The following is a 21,767-nucleotide window of genomic DNA, read 5'->3' as shown; positions in this document are numbered from 1 at the left end:
AGGACCCCGAAGCCCCCATCTTCGAACTCGTCGACTACGGCGTCGTCGGCGACCTCTTCACCGTCCTCCCCCAACTCACCGACGAGGTCAAGGCCGGCTGACCCGCCGCCTCTCCGCCGCGAGGGCGCGCCCCCTACCGGGGTCGCGCCCTCGCGCGCTTCCGGGCCCCCGAGGTGCGCTGCCGCCGGGCCGATCACCACTCGCGGTTGGCGACCAGTTCCTCGACGTCGGCGTCCGCGTAGCCATACGCCTGCGCGAGGTGGTCGAAGTCCGCGGCGATCGCCTCGCGCGCGACGGTCTCGATCTCGCTGTCCGCCGCGTAGAACTCGTCGGCCAGCTGGTTGAACTCCTCCGTCGCGGCGTGCGTCAGTACGTACAACTCCGCCAGGTCGCGCGGCGGTTCGGCCTCGATCCGCTCGCACAGGGCCTGCAGGATGTCGCCTCCCTTGGCGACCAGGCGGGCCGGGTAGTAGCCGTCCCCGCGCATCGGGCGCAGGAACTCGTGGCCCGCCAGCCGCTCGTTGGTGATCGCCATGCCGCCGCTCCAGCCGCTCGAAGTCCGTCCGGGACGGGATCCGTTCCGCGGGACCCCACGGCCGATCATGCCCGGCGGCACCGACAACGGGCCGGCCGGCGACCGGTCAGCGACCCGGCCGGCCGGTCAGCGGCCGGCGGCGGGGTCGCGGAGCAGGTCGTCGACGCTGCGGCGGCCGGTGGCCCCGCCGGGCGGGCCGTAGCCGACCCGCAGCACCACCTGCACGGTGCCGACACCGCGTTCCGGGTCGCGCAACCGCCAGCGGGTGTCCGGGAGTTCGACGGCCTGATGGAGCACCGACACCCGCAGGCCGCGGGCGGTGGCGACCAGCCAGACCCGTTCCATCGCCTGTCCGGCCCGCAGCCAGTCGGCGGCCGTGTCGCCCCGGGTGGCGACGGTCACGACCTGCGGCAGCGCCTCGAAGCGCCGGGCGTGCACGGGCCCGCGTCCGGCGAAGTCCCGTACGGGGACGCGGGCTTCGTGGTCCTGCGGGCCGAGCGCCCGCTCGGGGATGCCGTCGACCGCGGGTTCCGCGCGCAGCCAACTCCCGGTCTCCGCGCGGCGGGCGGCGTCGGCGGCGATCCGCGCCTCGGCCTCGGCGGTCAGCGCCAGCACCCGGCGCGCCTCGGCCTCCTCCAGCACCTCCAACACGGTGTCCTCGTCGGCGGCGGCCGCGATCAGCTCACCGATCACCGCCTCCGGCACGTCCCGGTTCCCGAACGGCTCGCGACTGGAGTGCCGTCGGACGATCGCCTCGGCCAACTCGGCGGGCTCGTACGGCACTCCGCGCGGGCCGAAGCGCACCACCGCGACCGGTTCGTCCACTCGGACCTCCCCCGGCAGCAGGTCCAACTCCTCGACCGGGAAGCCGAGTCGGGCCGCCGCCACCCGCAGGTTGAACAGCGCCGCTCCGATCGACAGCAGCATCGCCCGGCCGTCGGGGTCGGCCAGCGGCACCGCGCGCGCCGGTTCGGCGTACACCAGCACCCCGGGGCCGTCCCCGGCCGGCCGGAACCGCCACGGCTGCGTGTTGTGCAGCGACGGAGCCGCTCCGGCGGCGGCCACCAGCTCCCGCAGTTCGGCCGCGCTCGGGCCGCCCGGCGCGCCGTCCACCGTTCCCGCCATCGACTCGGTCATCGCGGATCACTCCTCGTCGCGTCCTCGTCGCGTCCTCGCCGCGTCCCGCGCCTGCCCGTCCTGCCTGACCGGCGCCTACGCTGCCTCGATCGTGCGCCCGCCGCCACCACCCCCGGTAGGGCCCAAAGGCCCGGGCCGGACGACCTCCGCCCCCTGGCACCCGCCCCGCAGCTCACCCGCTCGGCCCGCCCGTTCGGCCCGGGCCCGCCACCGGGACACACCCCGGAGGCGCCTGCCCCGCCCCGCCCGCCCCCGCTGGCGTACCGTACGGACCATGGAATTCCGCCACCTGGGCCGCAGCGGCCTGATCATCAGCGAGATCGCGTACGGGAACTGGCTCACCCACGGCTCGCAGGTCGAGGAGGACACCGCGGCCGCGTGCATCCGCGCCGCCCTCGACGCGGGCATCACCACCTTCGACACCGCCGACGTGTACGCCGAGACCCGCGCCGAGTCGGTGCTCGGGCGGGCGCTCAAGGGCGAGCGGCGCGAAGGGCTGGAGATCCTCACCAAGGTGTTCTGGCCGACCGGGCCCGGTCGCAACGACCGGGGGTTGGGGCGCAAGCACGTCATGGAGTCGATCGACGGCTCGCTGCGCCGCCTGCAGACCGACTACGTCGACGTCTACCAGGCCCACCGCTACGACCCCTCCACCCCGCTGGAGGAGACCATGGAGGCGTTCGCCGACGTGGTCCGCGCCGGAAAGGCGCTGTACATCGGCGTCTCCGAGTGGACGGCCGACCAGATCCGGGCCGGCCACGCGCTGGCCCGCGAGCTGCGCGTCCCGTTCGTCTCCAGCCAGCCGCAGTACAGCGCGCTGTGGCGCGTCATCGAGGGCGAAGTGGTGCCCACCTGCGAGGAGTTGGGCATCGGACAGGTGGTCTGGTCGCCGATCGCGCAGGGCGTGCTGACCGGCAAGTACAAGCCGGGCGCCGAACCGCCGGCCGGTTCCCGGGCCACCGACGAGAAGGGCGGCGCCAACTTCGTCGCCCGCTGGCTGCGGCCCGAAGTCCTGGAGCGCGTCCAGCTGTTGGAGCCGCTCGCCGCGGAGGCCGGGCTGTCGCTCGCCCAGCTCGCGGTCGCCTGGGTGCTGCAGAACCCGAACGTGTCGGCCGCCATCATCGGCGCCTCCCGCCCCGAGCAGGTCACCGAGAACGTCAAGGCCGCCGGCGTGAAGCTGGAGCCCGCGCTGCTGGCCCGGATGGACGAGATCCTGTCCCCCGTCGCCGAGTTCGACCCGGCCCGGACGGCGGAGAACGCCCCCAAGACGCGCCCCTGACCCGCCCCCGACCCACTCCCGACCACCCCTGTGCGACCCACGGGCGGCCACCGGACCACTCCGGCGGCCGCCCGCCCCGCACCCTGACCCAGCGACTCCCCGCAGCTCCTAGCCCGGCAGCTCCCCGCCCTCTCCCGGCTCCACCACCAACGGCCCGTCCGCGGCGCCGTCCACCGCCGCGGGCGGGTCCGCGGGGTCCCGCTCCGGCACCTCCTGCTGCGCCCAGATGGTCTTGCCGTGCCGGGCGAACCTGGTGCCCCAGCGCTGCGCCAACTGCCCGATGATGAACAGTCCGCGGCCGCCCTCGTCGGTCGACTTGGCCCGCCGCAGGTGCGGGGTGCTGTCCGAGCTGTCCGACACCTCGCAGATCAGGCCCCGGTCGTTGATCAGCCGCAGCCGGATCGGCGACTTCCCGTACCGGATCGCGTTGGTCACCAACTCGCTGACGATCAGGTCGGTGGCGAACTCCAGCTCCTCCAACCCCCAGGCCGCGAGCTGGTGTTCGGCCAGCCGCCGGGCGGTGCGCACCACGGCCGGGTCCTCCGGCAGGGTCCACACCGCGACCTTGTCGTCCGGCAGTCCGAGGGTGCGCACCATCAGCAACACCGCGTCCTCGCGCTGCCGTTCGGGCAGCAGCGCGTAGACGGCCTGGTCGCACAGCTGCGGCAGCTCCTCCTCGCCGGCCCGGGCCAGTACCCGTTGCAGCACCGCCCGCCGCCCTTCCCCGGGCCCGACCGGCAGCGCCTCGTCCAGGCCGCCCCGCTCGGTCCCGCCGCCCGTCCGGTCCCCCGCGCCGGCCCGCCGGCCCGGGCCGCTCATCAGGCCGTTGGTGTACAGCGCCAGCACGCTGCCGACCGGCAGTTCGGCGATCCGGGTGTCGTAGCAGCCGTCGCCGCAGCCCAGCGGCAGCCCGGGTTCGACCGGGAACGGCACCGGCACCCCGTCGGGGCCGACCACCACCGGCCCGGGGTGTCCGGCCGAGGCGGCCGTGCAGGTCCGCCCGATCGGGTCGTAGACCATGTACAGGCAGGACGCCAGGCCGTCCGGCAGGCTGGCCGCGCCCGGCGCCAAGCTGCCCTGCTGCTCGTGCGTGAGCACCCGCGCGGCGTCGTCCAGGCGTACCAGCAGCTCGTCCGGTTGCAGGTCCTGGACGGCCAACGTCCGCAGTGCGGTGCGGACTTGGCCCATCACGGCGGCGGCCTCGATGCCGGTGCCGGTGACCGTGCCGATCGCCAGGCCGACCCGGGCGGCGGACAGCGGCACCACGTCGTACCAGTCGCCGCCGGGGCCGACCACGCCGGGCAGGTACACGTGCGAGCTCTGCACCGCGCTCAGTTCGGCCGGTTCGCGCGGCAGCAGTTGGCGCTGCAGCGTGGTCGCGATCGAGCGCTCCCTGGCGTAGCTGCGCGCCTTGTCGATGGACATCGCGCCGCGCGCGGCCAGTTCGACGGCGAGTTCCAGGTCGTCCTGGTCGAACGGTTCCGGCCGCTGGTGCCGGTAGAGCGAGAGCACGCCGAGCACGGCGTCGTGCACGATCAGCGGCGCCACGATCATCGAGTGCACGCCGAGCCCGGTCAGCCGCCGCCCCCGCTCGGGGTCGGCGGCCAGCCACTCCTCGTCCCCGCCCAGCCCGCGGATCAGCCGGGCCCGCCCGTCCGCCAGCGCCTGGCTGTACGGGGTCGGCGCGCCGTAGGTGGACAGTTCGCCGTGCGGGATGGGGCCGGGCGAGGAGCCGGTGCGGCGGGCCGAGCGGTAGGCGGCGCGGCGCAGCGGCGCGCCGGGGTCGATCGGTCCGGTGCGCAGCGGCAGTCCGCGCAGGGGTTCGTCGAGCAGGTCGACGGTGGCGGAGTCGGCGAAGCGCGGGGCGGCGACGTCGGCGAGTTCCTGGGCGGAGCCGATGGCGTCGAGGGAGGCGCCGAGGCGGCGGTGCGCGCTGTGCAGGACGTCGAGGCGGTCGAGGGCGGCCTGCCGTTCGGTGACGTCCTCGACGACGGCGACCAGGTAGGGGCGGCCGGTGTCGGAGAGGACCCGGAAGAAGGAGATCGCGCCGACCATCTCGTGCCCGGGGTCGGTGGGCATCCGGCCGCGCACCAGGTGTTCGCGGACGTAGCCGCCGTCCTGGAGGGCCTGGCGGGCGAGCGCCTCGAGTTCGGCGCGGTCGAAGCCGGGGGCGAAGTCGGCGGGCTGGTGGCCGACGATGTCGGTGCTGGGCATGCCGCGGACGCCGCGGGCGGCGGTGTTGTAGCGGATCACCCGCAGGTCCTGGTCGAGCAGGTACAGCCCGAGCGGCGCCTGCGCGAACAGGGCGTCCAGCAGCGCCGCGTCGACGTGCTCGCCCTCGCCGACCTCCAGCCGCGCGCCGCCTTCGTCGCCCACGCCGCCGCCACCGCCACCGCCGTGCCGCCCGTCCCGGTAACCGTCCACGCCGTTCCTCCGCATCCCGTCCCCGTCCTCGTCCTCGTCCGAGTCACCGTGCAGTCCGTCATGCAGTGCGTCGTGCGGTACGTCGTCCGCTGCGTCGTGCGGTACGTCGCGCCGGGCGTCTCCGGGCCCGTTCACGGCCGCCCCCTCCCCCGGCCGGCGCGCCCCGCCGGTCCCGCCGACTGGGCCGGGTCGGGCCGGAACGCGATCAGGGCGATGTCGTCGCGGACGTCGGCGACCCGGGTGACCAGGTGTTCGCAGAGGTCGGCGAGCGGTCGGTGGCGGGCTTCGGCGGCGGCTTCGCAGAGTCGGGCGATGCCGTCGCCGAGGTGTTCGCCGGGCACTTCGACCAGGCCGTCGGTGTAGAGCAGCAGCGTCTCGCCGGGGCCGACCGGGTGCCGGTGGGTGACCCGGGGGCGGCGCGGGTCCACGCAGAGCGGGACGTCGGCGTCCTCGGCGGCGAGCAGTCGGGGCGGTCCGTCGGCGGGGACGAGGACGGGTGGCGGGTGTCCGGCGTTGGCCCACTCCATCTCCCAGCCGCCGTCCGCGCCGTGCCGCACCAGCCGGGCGTGCACGGCGGTGGCGAAGCTGCCGACGCCCAACCCTTCGGCGGCGGTGTCGAGTTCGCGCAGCGTCTCGGCGGGGGTGTGGGCGTGGCCGCGGGTGTACGCGATGGAGCGGAGCATGGCGCGCAGCTGGCCCATGGTGGTGGCGGCGGCGAGGTCGTGGCCGGCCACGTCGCCGATGGTGACGGCGAGCGAGCCGTCGGGCAGGGTGAACGCGTCGTACCAGTCGCCGCCGACCTCGGCGTTGCGGCTGCCGGGCTGGTAGCGGGCGGCGACGGCGGCACCGCCGAGGCGGGGCGGGGTGGTGAGCAGGGCGCGTTGCAGGACGACGGCGGCGTGCCGGGCGCGTTGCAGGGCGAGGGCTTGGCGCAGCGGGGCCTGGGCGCGTTGCAGGATCTCGTGCTGGAGGTCGATGTCGGCCGGCCCGGGGGGTGGGGTGCCTTCGCAGCAGGCGGTGGCGGCGAGGGCGACGACGGCGCCGTCGACGACGATGGGCAGCAGGGTGAGGCTGGTGGCGCGGGTGGCCTGCAGCCAGCGGGCGGAGATCTCGGGGACGGCGCCGTCGGGCACGGCGCCGTCGGTGAAGTCGAGCAGGGTGGGGACGCGGTCGGTGACGGCCTGGCGGGCGTGGGCGCCGAGGGTGAAGGTCTGGCGGTCGAGCGGCGGCAGCGGGGGCAGTCCGGGGCGGGCGACGGAGGCGATCCGGGTGGCGATGATGCCCTCGTCGGCGGCGTCGGGGCCGGGCAGCAGGTAGACGGCGCAGACGTCGGTGAGGTCGGGGACGAGGGTGGCGGCGAGGGCGGCGAAGGCGTCCTCGGCGCGTTCGGCCTCAGTGACGGCACCGGCCCGGGCGAGCAGGCGTTCGCGCAGGCGTCCGCGCCACTGGTCCTCGATGTCGCCGGTGGTGCCGATCCATTCGGTGCCGCTGTCCTCGGTCCGAACGGGGACGGCGCGGGAGCGGACGTGCCGGTAGCCGCCGGCGGCGCTGCGGACCCGGAAGGTGTGTTCGAAGACGGCGGGCAGGTCGCGGGCGGCGGCGTGCCAGCGGGCGGCGGTCTCGGCGCGGTCCTGGGGGTGGACGACGTCGAGCCAGCCGCGTCCGGCGGCTTGCTGGAAGGGTTGGCCGGTCATCTCCTCCCAGCCGGGCATGAGTTCGCTGACCGAGCCGTCGGCGCGGGCGACCCAGACCATCTGGGCGGCGGCGGCGAGCAGGGCTTCGTAGCGGCGCAGGGCTTCGAGGCGTTCGGCGGAGAGGCGTTCGGCTTCGAGGGCGGAGTGGAGTTCGGCGGTGGTGTCGATGGCGGCGGCGAGGATGCCGGGGCCGTGCCGGGTGGTGGCGGGTGAGCAGGAGTAGACGAAGTGGCGGTGGGCGGGGGTGCCGGTGGGGCAGGCGAGGGTGCGGTGGGCGGTGACCTGCCGGGCGGTGCCGTCGGCGAGGACGGCGTCCAGGGTGGTGAGCAGGCGTTCGGCGCCGGGTTCGGTGAACGCCTCGCGGGCGGGGGCGCCGAGCGGGCGGTCGCCGAACAGGGCGCGGAACGCGTCGTTGTAGTAGACCATCCGGTGCTCGGGTCCGGCGGTCAGGGCGATCGCCACGACGGCGCGGTCGAACACCTCGGGCGTCAGTTGCGGTTCCGGCACGCCGGTGTCCTCCTCCCGTCCGCCGTCCGGCGGGTCCGCGCGCCCCGGCCGGGCGGTGCGCGCGTCGGCCCGGGCCGGTGCGGGCGGGGTTCCCGTACCGGCCCGGGCCGCGTCCGTCCGCGGTCCGTCGGTCGTCGGCGGTCCGTCGGTCGTCCGCGGTCCGTCCGTCATCCGTCCCACGTCACCCATGCTCCGCTGCCGCGTCGGGCGGGGTCAGGCGAGCAGCTTCTGCTTGGCCCGGTCGAACTCCTCCGCGGAGATCGCGCCGCTGCTCTTCAGGTCGGCGAGCCGGGCGAGGTCCTCGACGTGCCGTGGCCCGGCGTTCTGGCCCTCGGTGCCGGCGGCCTTGCGGATGTAGTCCTGGAAGTCTCCCTCTGCCTTGGCGGCGATGGCCCGGTCGCGGCGGCCCATCTCCTTGCCCCGGGCGATCAGGTAGACCAGGACGCCGATGTACGGCAGCACGATCACGAAGATCGTCCAGCCGGCCTTTCCCCATCCGCCCATGTCGTGGCTGCGGAAGATGTCCGTCAGCACCTTGAACATCAGGAAGAACCACAGGATCCACAGGAACAGCCACAGCATGGTCCAGAACAGGTTGAGCGCCGGGTAGTCGTCCATCGACTGGCTCCCTTCCACAGGTCCTACGAGTGGTATCACCACATTTCGGACATCGCACGTCGACGGCCGCCCCGCGTGCGCCACCCGCGCGCCACCCGCACCCCTCCCGCGCGCTCGGAGCGCGACGGGCCGCCGTCCGGGTGAGGATGGGCCCCGGGTGTCAGCTTCGACGGCGACGCGGGAGGCGCGGGTGGACGACGGGCGGGCGGTGCGCACGGGCGACGCGAACGGCCCGGACGGGACGGGCGGCCCGGACGGCGCGGACCCCGGGCGGGTGACGGCGCTGCTCGCGCGGTTGACCCGGATGCTGCTGGCGGCGAGCGGCGAGGGCGCCTCGGAGGTCGAGCGGACGGTGGCGCGGGCCGCGTCGGGCTTCGGCGCCCGCACCGCGATGGTGCTGGTCCCGGACGGCGCGACGCTGACCGTCGCGCTGGACGGGCGCTCCTCGACGGTCGCGGTCCGGGCCTTCCCGGACGTCGCCCGACTGGACAAGGTGGCTGCGATCAAGCCCTGGGCCCACCGGGTGTCGCTGGGCGGCACGCCGCTCGCGGAGGCCGAGCGGCGGCTGGCGGCGATCGACGACTCGCCCGCCCCGTACCCGTGGTGGCTCAAGGGGCTGGGCATCGTGCTGTTCACGGTCGGTTTCGCGCCGCTGATGCAGCCGACCTGGTACGAGATCGGCAGCAGTGCGCTGCTCGGCCTGGTCACGGCGGCGCTGGCGGTGGCGGCGGGACGGTGGCCGAGGCTGGCCCGGGTGCTGCCGCTGGTCGCGTCGGCGGCCGTGTCGGTGCTGGTGCTGGAGGTGTTCGCGCGCACCCCGTCGCACGGCGGGGCGGTGCTGCTGATGCTCCCGGCGCTGTTCTACTTCGTCCCGGGCGACCTGCTCTCGGCGGCCGCCGCCGAGCTGGCCGCCGGGTTCCTCACCACCGGCGCGGTGCGCCTGGTGTACGCGGTGTTCCTGCTGCTGCAGCTGTACCTGGGCGTGATGCTCGGGGTGTACGCGACCGGCGGCGACACCTCGGCGCTGTTCGACCTGGCGGCGCACGCCGACCTGCCGCGCTGGGCGACGTTCCTGTCCTGGGTGGTGTTCACCGTCGGCACGGTGCTGGCGTTCGCGGTGCCGTGGCGGCTGCTGCCGGTCCTGCTGGGGACGGTGTACCTGACGGTGGCGGTGCAGTCGGGGGCGACGAAGCTGGTCGGCGAGGTCGGCGGGACGTTCCTGGCGGCGGCGGTGCTCGGCGCGCTGGCCACGGCGGTGGCGCGCGGGCCGGGGCGCCCGCCGAGGCTGCTGCTCGTGCTGCCGGGGTTCTTCACGCTGACCGTCGGTTCGCTGGGCATGCGCGGCCTGACCAGTCTGGCCGGCGGGCACCCGGTGCGGGGCTTCCACGACCTGCTGTCGATGGTCACCATCGTGGTGGCGATCGCCGTCGGCCTGCTGCTCGGTTCGGTCCTCGCCCAGCGCCCGCAGCCGCTGCCCTGAAGCACGCCCCCGTCACCAGCCCCCGCCCCGGTAGTGGGGCAGGTCGAGCGCGGCCGGGTCCATCGCCGCCAGCCACTGGCCGCCCCGGCGCAGCACGGGCGTCAGCACGATCTCCGGCCCGCCGTCGTCGCCGGCCCGGACCAGGGCGTCGTAGCGGACGGGCCGGTGCGCGGCCGTCGCGGGCGTGGGGTGCTCGTCGCGGCGGGCGCGGGCCTGCGCGTCGAGGGCCCGGTAGGCGCGGCGCAGGTGGGGTTCCCAGCCGGGCAGGTCGTGCGGGTCGGCGGGGACGAGGTAGCGGGCGCCGAGGTCGATCAGCCGGGTGACGAGGCGGCCGAGCGCCTCGGTGCGGCCGAGGCCGTCCGGCAGCGGGGCGAGGGCTTCGGCGAGCGGGCGGGTGACGCGCAGCAGGGCCTCGTTGAAGTCCAGTCCGTGTTCACCCTCGGCCTGCACCAGCAGGGCGCGCTGTTCGCCGGTGAGGCTGAGCCGGCAGGGGTGGGCGCTGCCCTCGACGAGCAGTTCGGGCTGGCCGTGCCAGGCCACGGGGGTGTCGCCCAGCCGGGCCCACTCGGGCCAACTCACCTCTCCCCCGGGCCCCTTGACGGCGTGGCCGAGCGGGTGGTCGCCGACGGTGAGGATCTCGATGCGGGCGCCGACCACCTGCCCGGGCGCGGGGTGCGCGGTCAGCCGCCGGGCGTCCTCGTCCCAGCCGAGGCCGCCGGTGCGGACGTCGACGGCGGTGGTGGCGGCGAGGACGAGCGGGCCGTGCGGGTGGGTGGCGTGCATGTGGGCGAGCGTGACGGGGACGAGGACGGCCGCGCGCAGGACGGCCTGCCGGTCGGGGAACGGCCGGGGTTGGACCGTCTCGGTGGTGGCGTGCTCCGTCATGATGCGTCGTGCCCTTCCCGCGCCCGCACGGCGCGCACCCCGGCGGGCACCGACGCGTCCGGCCGGCCGCCCCGCGGTCTGTTCCGTCGGCCGCTCGGGCGGCCAGGGGGGAACAGCGTACGGGCCGTCGGCCGGAGGGGGAACGCGGACGGCGGGGGCGGTGGCGAATCGTGACCACCGGGCCCCGCGGGCCCACGACCGCCCCGGGGGGCGGCATCCGCCGGGGGGCGACCGGGCGGCCGCTCAGCGGTCGTCGGGCGAGATCCGCCAGGCCAGCAGGACGACCAGGAAGGACGCGGCGCTGAATCCGGTGCACCACCAGGCGGTGGCGTCCTCGCCGCGCATCCAGGCGTTGGTGGCGGTGTTCAGCGCCCACAGCTGGCCGATCACGATGGTGACGGCCAGGGCGACCCGGGCGGACAGGATCGCCGACCGCTCGGGCCGCTGGTCGGTGCCCGCGCCGGGCCCGGGGCCGGTCGCGGAGACCCGCGGGTCGGCGTAGCCGGAGGTGGCCCGGATCTGCGGATACCGTTCGTGGACGGGCCGGTTGAGTCTCGGCTCGTCGCTGCCGGGGTGGTAGCCCTGCGGGTAGTGGCCCTCGGGAACGCTCATCACGCACCTCCACGAGCGAGTTGACGCGTCATCGCTTCGGACCTTCCGGTCTTCCGATCCGTCGGACTTCCGAACTTCCCTCCCACTGAGCTCACTTGCCGCTCTTGCGGGTCGCGCAGCCGGCCGCTTCGGCGAGTGCGGGGTTGCGGTCGCGCAGGCCCCGGCAGAGCCCGGCCTCCTCGCTCTCGCCGGAGCGGGCGGTGCCGACCGCCCAGACCGCGCCCTGGGCGTCCTCGACCATCACCACCTTGGGCAGCGGGCGGGGCGGCGGGCCGCCGGTGACCTCGCCGGTGCGGGAGTCGAACTTTCCTTCGTGGCAGGGGCAGTAGAGGTCGCCGTCGTTTCCCTCGTCGCGCCGCCAGAGGACGCCGCAGGCCAGGTGGGTGCAGACCGTGGAGTAGCCGACCAGGGTGCCGTCGGGCAGCCGGATCGCCATCGCCCGGTCGTCCTCCCCGGGGTAGTCGAAGCTGACCGCCTCGCCGCGCTCCAGCCGGTCGGCGACCTTCAACGGGCTCGCGGTGCCGTCCCCGTGGCGGTGCAGCACGCCGGCCGAGACCACCGTGGAGCCGACCACCAGGCCGCCGGAGACGGTGGCGACGATCCGCAGGTAGTCGCGCCGGGTGGTCAGCGAGTCGGCGCTGATCCGCTCCTTGAGCGCGGCCTGCTCGGCCCGGTGGCCGTCCGGGCCGTCCGGACCCTCGGGGCCGTCGAAGCCGTAGGGGCCGCCCGGGCCGTCGAAGCCCGCCCGGCCCTCGCGGTCGTACGGATCAGGGGAGTTGACGGGGCTGCTCACGCCCTCGCTCCGTTCCCGGGCGTGGGACGCCCGTTGACCTCGATCAGGTTCAACATCCCGCCGGGGACGGGTGCTTGGCGCTCGGCCGGCACCACCATGGCGACTCCGGTGGAGACCACGGTGTCGCCGAACGCGAACATCGTGGAGACGTCCACGCCGGGCCGCTCGGCCTGCAGTTCCTCGATGGTGCCGTAGAACAGGGCGCCGGTCGGGCAGACCGTGGCGCACATCGGCGCCAGGCCGTAGGAGGTGCGGTCGTAGCAGAGGTTGCACTTCATCTGGAGCTTGGCCTCCAGATCGATCTTGGGCACGCCGAACGGGCAGGCGTTGACGCAGTTCGCGCAGCCGATGCAGCGGGTCGGGTCGGCCTCCTGCACCACGCCGTCGGCGGTGATCAGGATCGCCTCGGCCGGGCAGACCTCGGCGCACGGCGCGACCGGGTCCTCGCAGTGCATGCAGACGGTCGGCAGCGAGGCGACGGTGTGCCCCTCGTCCGGGTAGTCCAGGTGGATCATCGACTTGCCGCGGTGCGAGTCGCACTCGCGGCAGGCCGACACGCAGGCCTGGCAGCCGATGCAGCGGCCCGGGTCGATGAAGATGGTGCGTCCCAGCATCCTCGGTCAGCCCCTCTCGGCGGTGCCGCGGCCCTGCGGCGAGGTCGGCGGCAGCGGGTCGGTCCGGGATACCTGGGCCTCCGGGTAGGCCTCGCGGCCCGGCGGCACCGGCGGCGCGGGCACCGGGTCGATCGCCCCGGCCCGTTCGATCCGCACCGCGCACACCTTGTACTCGGGGATCTTCGAGCGCGGGTCGAGGGCGTCGATGGTCAGCGCGTTGGCGGCGACGGGGTACGGCCAGTGGTAGGGCACGAACACGTGGTCGGGGCGGATCGCCTCGGTCACCAGCGCGGGCAGCACCTCGCTGCCGCGCCGGGTCACCACCCGCACCGCCTCGCCGTTGCGGAACCCGTGCGAGGGGTGCACCTCGACCCACGGGCGGGGCGTCTGCTCGACCAGGCCGCCCAGGCGCCGGGTCTGGTTGCCGGACAGGAAGTGCGCGACGGTGCGCCCGGTGGTCAGCGCCATCGGGTACTCGTCGCTGTACGGGTCGGCCGGCGGGTGCCACTCCACCACCTGCATGTGCACCTTGCCGTCCGCGTGGTACGTCCGGCCGTCCTCGAACAGCCTCGGCGTTCCCGGGTGTTCGAGGCTCGGGCAGGGCCAGGCGATGCCGCCGGTCCGCTCCAGCCGTTCGTAGGTGATGCCGTAGTAGTCGATGACCGTGCCGGCCGAGGCGCGGCGCAGCTCGTCGAAGACGTCCTTGGAGCCCTCGAAGGCGAACTTGCTCCCCTCGCCGAGGCGTCGGGCGATCTCGCACATCACCCAGGTGTCGGTGCGCACGCCGGGGGGCGGCTCCTGGGCCTTGTTGTGCTTGACCACCCGGGCTTCGGCGTTGGCCATCACGCCCTCGTCCTCGGCCCAGGTGGTGACGGGGAAGACCACGTGCGCGTTGGCGGCGGTCTCGGAGAGGAAGAAGTCGAACTGGGCGTGGAACTCCAGCTTGTCGTAACCGTCCTTGACCACCGCGTAGTTGGGCAGTGAGACGAAGGGGTTGTTGCAGACGCCGATCAGGCCGCGGATCTCGCCGCGCTGCATCTGCCAGACCATCTCCATCATCGAGGTCCCGGCCTGCGGGAGTTCGGACTCCTCGATGCCCCAGATCGCGGCGACCTGGCGGCGGTGCGCCGGGTCGTTGATGGAGCGGCCGCCGGGCAGCAGGTCGGACTTCTGGCCGTGCTCGCGGCCGCCCTGGCCGTTGCCCTGGCCGGTGAGGGTGCCGTAACCGGCGCCCGGGCGGCCGAGGTTGCCGGTGGCGGTGCACAGGTTGATGACGGACAGGCAGTTCTCGACGCCCTGGGTGTGGTGCTCGATGCCGCGCGCGTGGCAGGCCATCGCCCGCTCCGCCCGCCCGAACACCCTTGCCACCTGGACGATCTGCTCCTCGGGGACGCCGCAGATCTCGGCGGCCCGGCTGGGCGGGTACGCCTTGACGGTGGCCTTGACCTCCTCCCAGCCGGTGGCGTGCGCGGCCAGGAACGCCTCGTCGGTCAGGCCCTCCTCGACGATGACGTGCAGCACGGCGTTGAAGAACGCCGAGTCGGTACCGGACTTGAGCGCGACGTGGATGTCGGCGGTGCGGGCGACCGCGGTCTCGCGCGGGTCGACGACGATCAGGGTGGCGCCCCGGTCGCGGGCGCCCCACACGTACTGGGTCAGCACCGGGAAGCACTCGCCGACGTTCGCCCCGGCGATCAGCAGGCAGTCGGTCTGCAGGATGTCGGAGAACGGGTTGCCCGCCCGGTCGATGCCGAAGGCCAGCTTGTTGGCGCCGGCGGCGCTCACCATGCACAGCCGGCCGTTGTAGTCGACGTGCCGGGTCTTCAGCGCGACCCGGGCGAACTTGCCCACCAGGTAGGTCTTCTCGGAGAACAGGCTGGCGCCGCCGAGCATCCCGAACGCGTCCCGGCCGTGCTCGCCCTGGATGCGGCGGATCTCGGCGACGGTGAGGTCCAGCGCCTCGTCCCAACTCGCCTCGCGGAAGGGCTCGTCACGGCTGCGGCGGACCAGCGGGGCGGTCAGCCGGTCGGGGTGGTTGACCTGCTGGTAGGCGTTGATCCCCTTGGGGCACAGCCGCATCCGGTTGATGTCGTGGTTGCGCGGCTCGACGCCGAACACGTTGCCGCGGCCGTCCACCCGCAGGTACATGCCGCACTGCACGCCGCAGAAGCAGCAGTGCGTGGGGACGAGGGTCTGCTCGGTCTGGTCGGCCCGCCAGGCGGCGGCGGGCAGGCCGCCGGCGTCGCGGAAGTCGCGGGTCCCGAGCGGGGCGACGCTCGGGTCCAACGGGACGTGCTCGTGGCTCACTTGAACCCCCGCTTGACGTTCGACAGGTAGGCGTTGCCGCGCAGCACCCGCTTGCAACGGGGGCAGTACTCGGCCCACTCGTCGAAGCCCAGGTGCAGGTCGCGCATGGTGGCGCGCAGGTTGTCCACGGCCGCGACGGTGTCGATCGGCCGGCCGCAGCGCTTGCAGGCCCGCAGCTCCTGGGCGTCCGAACCCTTGCGCCGGGCCGTGTACTTGAACAGCTGCATGCCGACGGCGGCCGGGCGCTGCACGATGTGGAAGAACTTGCCGAACGGCAGGTAGACCAGGGTGAGGACGACCGAGGCCATGTGCAGGATGGCCAGGAACTCGTAGCCGCCGCCGTGCAGGAACATCTCGGAGAAGGTGAGCAGCAGGCCGGTGACCGAGATGGTGAGCAGGGCCAGCAGTGGCAGGAAGTCGTAGCCGAAGCGCTGCCCGGTGGTGGCGGCGCGGTCGCGCATCCGCCGCCAGAGGAAGTACCCGGCGCCGCCGATCACCATCACGGCGGCCAGGTCGAGGCCGTGGTAGAGCGCCCAGCCGAGGAAGCTGCCGGAGTCGAAGCCGAACAGCTTGAAGCCCCACAGGCGCATCTCGTAGCCGGGGCCGGCCGCGCTGGCGGAGGTGAAGGTGAACCAGCCCCAGGTCAGCGGGAAGGTGATCGCGGCGGCCAGCAGGCAGCCCCAGAAGATGAGTTGGTGCGCGGCCCAGCGGGCGTGCGAGCGGGCGCCGAGGAACTTCTGGAAGCCCAGGTAGGTGGCGGCCATCTTGGGCAGCGCGGCGGGCGAGCGCTTGAGGTTCTCCCAGGAGAGCGCGGCCTTCCAGCCCTGTACGAAGAGCCGGCGGGCGGCGGGCGCGGAGACCCACACCACGTAGCGGTAGACCACGCCGAAGGTGAGGAAGACGCTGGCCACCGCGTACGGGACCAGGGCCGAGTCGAAGTCCCGCAGCAGCCTGCTGCCCAGCACGATCGCGACCACCAGGAGCAGGCTGGCGACGGCGGCGACGGCCGAGGCGCGCACCGCCGTCGACCTGGTCGCCGAGGCCACCACCCCGGCGGCCCCGTCCCCGCCCGGGCCGCCTCCCGCCGGACCGCCACCGATCGGTCTGCCCTCCCGGGGCGGCGCTGTTCCGGCCACGCCCACTCTCCTCAGCGCTCGACAACCACTCGATCCGACGTCCTCTCAGCCGGACGGTAGCGATCACCCCTGCGGGGTGCCCGCCCACTGCGCCGCCTGCGGCGCGTCGCTGAGCCGGACGGGTGAGCGGGCGGCGCGCCCGGCCCGGCGGCCGGGGCTGGACCGACGGCCGGGGCTGGACCGACGGGGCGTCAGCGATTACGGTAGTGCTTCATGTTGAAGGACGTACAGAATTCCGCCCCGGCCGAGGACACGGACGGCCACCTCTACGACCCCGGCGCGCGCGCCGCGATGGGCGCCTTCGCGCTCGGCGGCGACACCCTCGCCCTGGAGGCCGCCGCCTCCGTCCGCTCCGCCGCGCAGGCGATCGACCGGCTCCGCGCGCACGGCGCCGGCGGGCGCGGCCTCAGCTCCGGGGCGCTCGACGTGCTCGTCCGGCTCGGCAGCGCCGCGGAACCCGGGCTGAGCATCGGCGAGCTGGCCCGGGCCGGCGGCGTCAGCTCGCGCAACGTGACCGGGCTGGTCGACACCCTGGAGAACGAGCGGCTGGCCCGCCGCACCCAGGACCCGGACGACCGGCGCTCCGTCCGGGTCACCATCACCCCCGAGGGCCACGCCTGGCTGGAGTCCTTCCGGGTGCCCACCCAGCGCGCGATGGCGGCGGTCTTCCGCGGCTTCAGCCCCGAGGAGCTGACCGCCTTCCGGCACCTGTGCCTGCGCGTGGTCGCCAACCAGCGGCAGCTGGAGCAGCACCTGGGACAGACCGGGCAGTGAAACCGGGGGCCTCCCCCGTTTCCCTCCGCACCGGGCGGCCACCGCCCGACCCGCTCCGTCCACCGACTGGGCGGAGCTCAACCACGCCAACCGGGACGCCCGGGTGCCCGTCCGCGTCGGCGGGGCGTTCTACGACCTCCCGGGCTCCGTCGTCGGGGCGGACACCCTGCTCGACTTCGAGCCCGCCGAGGTCGGCGAGGTCACCGGCACGCACCTGCCGCACCTGCAGTGCCACCTCGGACTGGACACCCTCTCCTGGGCGCGGCGCGGCGCGCTGGTGACGGGGCTGGACTTCTCCGGGCCCGCGGTCGCGGAGGCCGCGAAGCTCGCGCGGCGGATCGGCGCCGACACCGCCCGGTTCGTCGTGTCGGACGTGTACGGGGCGATCGAGGCCCTGGAGGGCGAGGTCTTCGACGTCGTCCACACCGGCCGGGGCGCGCTGCCCTGGCCGCCCGACCTGGACCGCTGGGCGCGGACGGTCGCGGCGCTGCTGCGCCCCGGCGGGTTCGTGTACCTGGCGGAGTTCCACCCGCCGGCGGACCTGGTCGAGGAGGATCCCGGCGTCCTGGTGGAGGACTACTTCCAGCGGGCGCCCCACCTGGTGGACGCGCCGGGCAGCTACGCCGACCGGACGGCCGAGCTGGCCTCGACCCGGACGGTGCAGTGGCAGCACGGCGTGGGCGACGCGGTCAGCGCGCTCGCGGCGGCCGGCCTGCGGCTGGAGTTCCTGCACGAGCACGCGCACGGGCACTTCCGGCTCCCGGCCGGCCCGCGCCTCCCGCTGGTCCACTCGCTGCGGGCCACCCGCCCGTCCTGACGGTCAGCGGCCCGCGCCCAGCGCCTCGACGGCCGCCCGGGCGGCTTCCGGACGGGCGGGCAGGTCGGTGCCGTCGGCCCACTGGTCGACGGCACCGGTCAGCGGCCGGTCCCGCAACTCCGGTGCGGTGACGGTCTGTTGCAGGGCCCGGGCGAAGCGGTCGGCGTGCAGGACGAGGTACGGGCGGCCGTGGTAGCGGCGGCGGGCCGGGTCGACCGGCTCGGTCAGGCCGAGCGCGTTGTGGGCGCGGGCCGCGGCCTCGTACGCGTCGCACAGGTGCCGTTCGCGGGCGGCCGGGTCGGTGGCGGCCAGTGCGGCGCGCAGGTGCGGGGAGAGCTCCGGGGCGGCGGGCAGACGCTCGAAGGCGGTGCCGAGCCACTTGCCGTACGGGGCGTAGCGGCGGCCCATCAGGAAGGCGAGCCGGATCAGGTCGCGGACCAGGCGGGCGGTGAGCAGGGCGGCGCCGAGGTCGTCGCCGGTCTCGGCGCAGCGGCCGACGAAGGCCTCCTCCTGGGCGATCCGCTGCCACTGGCAGGCCAGGAGGTGGCGCCACACCTGGTCGGGGTACCAGTGCAGGCGGGCGCGGGCGGCGGTGAGGGTGCCGGGGCCGTCGTGGAAGACCGCGCCGGCGGTGAACTCGGCGAGGCGCTGCTGCGGGAGGGCCAGCCAGTCGGTGGGGCCGGGCCCGGTGGCGGCCCAGGCGGCGGCGGGCGGGCCGAAGTGGCCGGCGAGCCAGTTCGGCAGGTCGTGGACGGCGACGCGGTGGTCGACGGGCCCGGCGGGGGCCGGTTCCAGGTGGCTGACCGGGTCGTTCGGGTCGCCGGTGCGGCGGTAGTGGGTGGACCAGCCGCCGATCCGCCGGGGCAGTCGTTCGGCGAGCAGTTCGCGGATCGCGGGGCCGTGCCGGCGGGCGTCGGCCGGGTCCAGGAAGAGCAGCAGGCGCGGTCCCCAGTCGTGGTCGGTCGAGCGCGCGGTGTCGAAGCCGAGCACCTCCGAGCCGGGGCCGACCAGGGCGGCCGCGTGGCGCAGCCCCGGGTGGCTGCGGGCCAGGATCGGGCGGACGGCCTCCTCGTACAGCGCCCGGGCGAGGTCGATGCCGGGCAGGAAGGGCGGGTCGGCGGGGCCGGGCGGGTCGGTGGCGGTCATGCGGCCCACTGTGGCGGGGCGGACCGGGCGGGTCCACCGTTTATCCGCCCGTCCCGCACCGCCCCGGGTCAGCTGACGGGGGCCGGGCGCTTGCCGAGCGCCTTCGACGCCCGGGCGGACACGGGGACCGGGACGGTGGCGGTGGCGGTGGCGGATCCGGCGGGGGGTGCGGGCGGGCCGTCGGGTTCCCCGGGGCGTCGCCGGATCGGTACGGCGAGCAGCAGGCCAAGGGTGGCCAGGGCGTACGCGCTGCCGCCGAGCAGGGTGCCGAGGTCGCGTCCGTCGGGGTGCCAGAGCCACACCATGCCGCTGGAGACGACGAGTTGGAGCAGCCAGCAGAGGGTGAGCCACCAGCCTCGGCGCCGGGTGCGGTCGAGGGCGGCGTCGGCGAGGACGACCAGAGCGGGCAGCATCCACACCAGGTGGTGCACCCAGGTGATCGGGCTGACCAGGCAGCAGGCGAGGCCGGTGAGGCTGTACGCGGCGAGGTCGTCGCCGGCCCGGGTGGCGCGGCGCAGCCGGTACGCCCAGATCGCGAGGACGGTCAGCGAGGCGGCCACCCACAGGGCGCGGCCGGGCAGTTGGGGCCCGAGCCGGGCGATCAGTCCCTGCAGGGACTGGTTGGACATGTTGGCGAAGCCGCCGACCCGGTCGGTGTCCCACAGGGTGACGGTCCAGAACTGGCGGGAGACTTCGGGGCCGATCAGGAAGCCCGCGCCGGTGGCGCCGAGCGCGGTGGCGGTCGCGGTCGCGGCGGCCCGCCACTGTCGGGCGAGCAGCAGGTGGACGATGAACAGCGCCGGGGTCAGTTTGATCGCGGCGGCCAGCCCGGTGCCGACTCCGGCGAGCAACCTCCATCGTTTGTACGAGAGTTGACGAAAGGTCAGTTCGCGATCGGCGAAGACCAAGGCGACCAGCAGCAGGTTGACCTGGCCGAAGCTGAAGGTGTCGCGGACCGGGTTGGTGAGGCCGCACAGGCAGGCCGCCAGGCCGTAGGCGTACCAGCGGCACCAGCCCCGGCGGCGGGCGATCGGGTCGACCAACCAGTACAGCAGCAGCGCGGTGGCGACGGTGGAGAGCGCGACGCCGACGGCGATCGCCGGGTGCCAGCCGAACAGCCGCATCGGGAGCATGCAGACGGCGGCGAACGGCGGGTAGGTGAACCCGTAGACGGTGCCGGGCCGGACGTAGTCGTAGAGCTGCCCGGTGGCGGCCCAGTGGCGGACGGTGCCGTAGTACACGCCGACGTCGAACCAGCCCCGGTGGCCCGGGATGAACGCCAGGACCAGGGTGGTGGCGAGGACGGCGGAGGCGAGGACCGCGCTCCTGGCGGGGGTGGTGCCGCGGGTCAGCAAGCCGGCTGCCTTTCCAGGAAGGACATCTGACGTTCGGTCAGCAAGATGGCGGCCACTCCGGCCGCGATGCCGCCGGCGGCGAGCACCGTCTCGGCGGCGTCCGGCCCGAATCCGTCCGGCATCACGGTGAACGCCATTGCGGCGCAGCCGAGTTCGGTGGCGAGGCGGGCGGTCGCGGAGCGTGCGGCGTACGCGGCGGGCAGCACGCACCACAGCGCGTACCAGGGCCGGAAGGCCGGTCCGAGCAGGACGACCGCGCCGAACCCGAGCGCCAGGGCCGCCGTCGGTTCGAGTCCCCGGCGCGCCACCCTGGCCGCCAGCAGGCAGAGCGCGCCCGCCGCGACGGTCAGGCCGAGCAGCCGGACGGTGCCGACCAGCCGCTCCGGGTCGGCCCCGGCCAGGTGGGCGAGCAGCCGCCCCAGACTGCTGGTCGGCGACCAACTGCTCGCGGTGGCGGGGGTGGTGAGCGCGGCGACCCAGCCGTAGCCGGTGCCTGCGGCGGCGGTGACGGCGGCCGTGGTCGCGGCGGCGGCCAGCAGCGACGTCCCGGTGGTGAGCAGCCGCGTCCGGCCCGGCGCGGGGAGTGGCCCGGATCCGGCGCGCGGGGTGGTGGCGATCCAGCAGGCGACGGGGAGGGCGAGGGCGGCGGGGGCCTTGGTGAGGGCGGCGAGAGTGATCAGGGCGGCCGCGAGGTGCGGACGGCGGTGGACGGCCGCGAGCAGGCCGGCGAGCATCAGGGCGAGCGGGGCGGCGTCGTTGTGCGCGCCGGCCACCAGGTGCAGCAGGACCAGCGGGTTGAGCGCGCCCAGCCGCAGCGCGGTGGCGGGGTCGGTGCCGAGGCGGCGGGCGAGGACGGGCAGCAGGGCGGCGAGCGCGGCGACGGCCAGGACGGCGGCCAGCCGCAGCACCAGCGTTCCGGCGTACGGGTGTTCGGCGAGCGGGGCGACGGCCCGGGCCAGTAGCAGGAAGCCGGGCCCGTACGGGGCGGGGGTGTGCTGCCAGACCGGGGGGACCTGCTGGGCGGCGGGGCCGCCGAGCGCGGCCGGGCCGTCCGCGTAGACGTCGAACCCGCTTGCCAGCATGGCGCCTTGGGCGAGGTAGCTGTAGACGTCGCGGCTGAACAGCGGGGGCAGGAGCAGCAGCGGGGCGGCCCACCAGGCCAGGGTGGCGGTCAACCAGCGGGTGCCGGGCGGGCGGTGGCCGTCGGCGGGGCGGCCCAGCAGCAGCCAGGCGGCGGTGAGGACGGTCAGGCCGGCGAAGGCCAGGACGGTGCCGGCGCCGCCGGAGGCGCGCAGGGTGGGGCCGGTGGCGGCGGCGGGCAGGGCGCCGGAGGTGAGTCCGCCGGCGGCGAGGGCGAGCGAGCCCAGGAGTCCGAGCCACCGGTACCGGCCCGGGTAGGCGTTCGCGCCCGTGTTCGGCATGTCGGGAACGCTCGCAGAACGGCGTGGCCCGCGGGGGAAGAGTCGGCGTCCGCCGGGTGGCCGCGGGGCGTCCGGACCATGCCGTGCGCAGGCCGGGGCGGGTGTGCCCGCCGGGGCGCCCGGGGCGGGCCGAACCGGCCATTCAGCATGTGCACATCTGATCTCCCTCGGGCGTCCACCTGAGGGTTGTCCGGGTCGGGGAGACATACGGGGGCCGCCCGTGGCCGGTGCCG

The 21,767-nt window shown here is 75.1% G+C and carries 18 protein-coding genes and 1 pseudogene; 5 read left to right on the top strand and 14 right to left on the bottom strand.

Annotation, left to right across the window (positions count from 1 at the left end; all coding sequences use genetic code 11):
• Window positions 1-101 (top strand): annotated as a pseudogene (locus tag ACZ3J7_RS35305) (electron transfer flavoprotein subunit alpha/FixB family protein); the annotation flags it as partial.
• A 92-nt stretch (window positions 102-193) separates the two neighbouring features.
• On the opposite strand, the gene ACZ3J7_RS35300 reads toward ACZ3J7_RS35305, so the two are convergent.
• Window positions 194-535 carry a DUF5713 family protein gene (locus tag ACZ3J7_RS35300; RefSeq protein WP_465627502.1) on the bottom strand — a complete coding sequence of 114 codons (342 nt, stop codon included), beginning with the start codon at window positions 533-535 and terminating at the stop codon, window positions 194-196.
• Window positions 536-661: 126 nt separating this feature from the next.
• The gene (locus ACZ3J7_RS35295; protein ID WP_465627501.1) at window positions 662-1,672 is read right to left on the bottom strand and encodes an Acg family FMN-binding oxidoreductase; all 1,011 of its coding nucleotides are present in this window, start codon (window positions 1,670-1,672) and stop codon (window positions 662-664) included.
• 274 nt (window positions 1,673-1,946) lie between these two features.
• On the opposite strand from ACZ3J7_RS35295, the gene ACZ3J7_RS35290 reads away from it, so the two are divergent.
• Entirely contained in the window at window positions 1,947-2,951 is a 1,005-nt protein-coding gene (locus ACZ3J7_RS35290) for an aldo/keto reductase family protein (protein ID WP_465627500.1), read from the top strand.
• 108 nt (window positions 2,952-3,059) lie between these two features.
• Here ACZ3J7_RS35290 and ACZ3J7_RS35285 read toward each other — a convergent pair whose 3' ends face one another.
• The 3 genes from ACZ3J7_RS35285 to ACZ3J7_RS35275 all read right to left on the bottom strand — a co-directional run bounded on the left by ACZ3J7_RS35285 (window position 3,060) and on the right by ACZ3J7_RS35275 (window position 8,194).
• Window positions 3,060-5,510 (bottom strand): ATP-binding SpoIIE family protein phosphatase, encoded by a 2,451-nt coding sequence (locus ACZ3J7_RS35285; protein WP_465627499.1) that lies wholly within the window; start codon window positions 5,508-5,510, stop codon window positions 3,060-3,062.
• A complete protein-coding gene (locus ACZ3J7_RS35280; protein ID WP_465627498.1) occupies window positions 5,507-7,576 on the bottom strand; it encodes a SpoIIE family protein phosphatase in 2,070 nt (689 codons plus the stop codon). Before ACZ3J7_RS35280 ends, ACZ3J7_RS35285 begins: the two co-directional genes overlap by 4 nt.
• 213 nt (window positions 7,577-7,789) lie before the next feature.
• Window positions 7,790-8,194 (bottom strand): SHOCT domain-containing protein, encoded by a 405-nt coding sequence (locus ACZ3J7_RS35275; RefSeq protein ID WP_465627497.1) that lies wholly within the window; start codon window positions 8,192-8,194, stop codon window positions 7,790-7,792.
• A 157-nt stretch (window positions 8,195-8,351) separates the two neighbouring features.
• On the opposite strand from ACZ3J7_RS35275, the gene ACZ3J7_RS35270 reads away from it, so the two are divergent.
• A complete protein-coding gene (locus tag ACZ3J7_RS35270; protein ID WP_465627496.1) occupies window positions 8,352-9,674 on the top strand; it encodes a threonine/serine exporter family protein in 1,323 nt (440 codons plus the stop codon).
• A gap of 12 nt (window positions 9,675-9,686) precedes the next feature.
• Here the strand turns inward: ACZ3J7_RS35270 and ACZ3J7_RS35265 are convergent, their stop codons facing one another.
• From ACZ3J7_RS35265 to ACZ3J7_RS35240, 6 genes are all read right to left on the bottom strand, one after another.
• Window positions 9,687-10,559, bottom strand: coding sequence for a hypothetical protein (locus ACZ3J7_RS35265; RefSeq protein ID WP_465627495.1), 873 nt, complete (start codon window positions 10,557-10,559; stop codon window positions 9,687-9,689).
• A 243-nt stretch (window positions 10,560-10,802) separates the two neighbouring features.
• The gene (locus ACZ3J7_RS35260; protein ID WP_465627494.1) at window positions 10,803-11,171 is read right to left on the bottom strand and encodes a hypothetical protein; all 369 of its coding nucleotides are present in this window, start codon (window positions 11,169-11,171) and stop codon (window positions 10,803-10,805) included.
• A gap of 91 nt (window positions 11,172-11,262) precedes the next feature.
• Window positions 11,263-11,964, bottom strand: a complete 702-nt coding sequence (locus tag ACZ3J7_RS35255; RefSeq protein ID WP_465627493.1) for a QcrA and Rieske domain-containing protein — start codon at window positions 11,962-11,964, stop codon at window positions 11,263-11,265.
• Window positions 11,961-12,578: a 4Fe-4S dicluster domain-containing protein gene (locus ACZ3J7_RS35250; protein WP_465627492.1), complete on the bottom strand. Its 618-nt coding sequence runs from the start codon at window positions 12,576-12,578 to the stop codon at window positions 11,961-11,963. The genes ACZ3J7_RS35255 and ACZ3J7_RS35250 overlap by 4 nt, the downstream gene beginning before the upstream one ends.
• Before the next feature lie 6 nt (window positions 12,579-12,584).
• Window positions 12,585-14,885, bottom strand: a complete 2,301-nt coding sequence (locus ACZ3J7_RS35245) for a molybdopterin oxidoreductase family protein (RefSeq protein WP_465627491.1) — start codon at window positions 14,883-14,885, stop codon at window positions 12,585-12,587.
• Window positions 14,882-16,021: an MFS transporter gene (locus tag ACZ3J7_RS35240; protein WP_465627490.1), complete on the bottom strand. Its 1,140-nt coding sequence runs from the start codon at window positions 16,019-16,021 to the stop codon at window positions 14,882-14,884. Before ACZ3J7_RS35240 ends, ACZ3J7_RS35245 begins: the two co-directional genes overlap by 4 nt.
• A 213-nt stretch (window positions 16,022-16,234) precedes the next feature.
• Between ACZ3J7_RS35240 and ACZ3J7_RS35235 the strand changes: the two genes are divergently transcribed.
• Together ACZ3J7_RS35235 and ACZ3J7_RS35230 are read left to right on the top strand one after the other, a co-directional pair.
• Entirely contained in the window at window positions 16,235-16,795 is a 561-nt protein-coding gene (locus ACZ3J7_RS35235) for a MarR family winged helix-turn-helix transcriptional regulator (RefSeq protein ID WP_465627489.1), read from the top strand.
• A 103-nt stretch (window positions 16,796-16,898) separates the two neighbouring features.
• Window positions 16,899-17,612 carry a class I SAM-dependent methyltransferase gene (locus ACZ3J7_RS35230; protein ID WP_465627488.1) on the top strand — a complete coding sequence of 238 codons (714 nt, stop codon included), beginning with the start codon at window positions 16,899-16,901 and terminating at the stop codon, window positions 17,610-17,612.
• A gap of 3 nt (window positions 17,613-17,615) precedes the next feature.
• On the opposite strand, the gene ACZ3J7_RS35225 is transcribed toward ACZ3J7_RS35230, so the two are convergent.
• The 3 genes from ACZ3J7_RS35225 to mptB all read right to left on the bottom strand — a co-directional run bounded on the left by ACZ3J7_RS35225 (window position 17,616) and on the right by mptB (window position 21,534).
• Window positions 17,616-18,758, bottom strand: coding sequence for a DUF4037 domain-containing protein (locus tag ACZ3J7_RS35225; protein WP_465627487.1), 1,143 nt, complete (start codon window positions 18,756-18,758; stop codon window positions 17,616-17,618).
• 68 nt (window positions 18,759-18,826) lie between these two features.
• The gene (locus tag ACZ3J7_RS35220) at window positions 18,827-20,113 is read right to left on the bottom strand and encodes a glycosyltransferase 87 family protein (protein ID WP_465627486.1); all 1,287 of its coding nucleotides are present in this window, start codon (window positions 20,111-20,113) and stop codon (window positions 18,827-18,829) included.
• On the bottom strand, window positions 20,107-21,534 hold the full coding sequence (gene mptB, locus ACZ3J7_RS35215) for a polyprenol phosphomannose-dependent alpha 1,6 mannosyltransferase MptB (protein WP_465627485.1): 1,428 nt from the start codon (window positions 21,532-21,534) through the stop codon (window positions 20,107-20,109). The genes ACZ3J7_RS35220 and mptB overlap by 7 nt, the downstream gene beginning before the upstream one ends.
• Window positions 21,535-21,767 lie beyond the last annotated feature (233 nt).

The organism is Kitasatospora sp. NPDC015121 (assembly GCF_055562955.1).
Note: the sequence above shows the minus strand (reverse complement) of the source record. Positions and strands in the feature narration are given on the sequence as shown.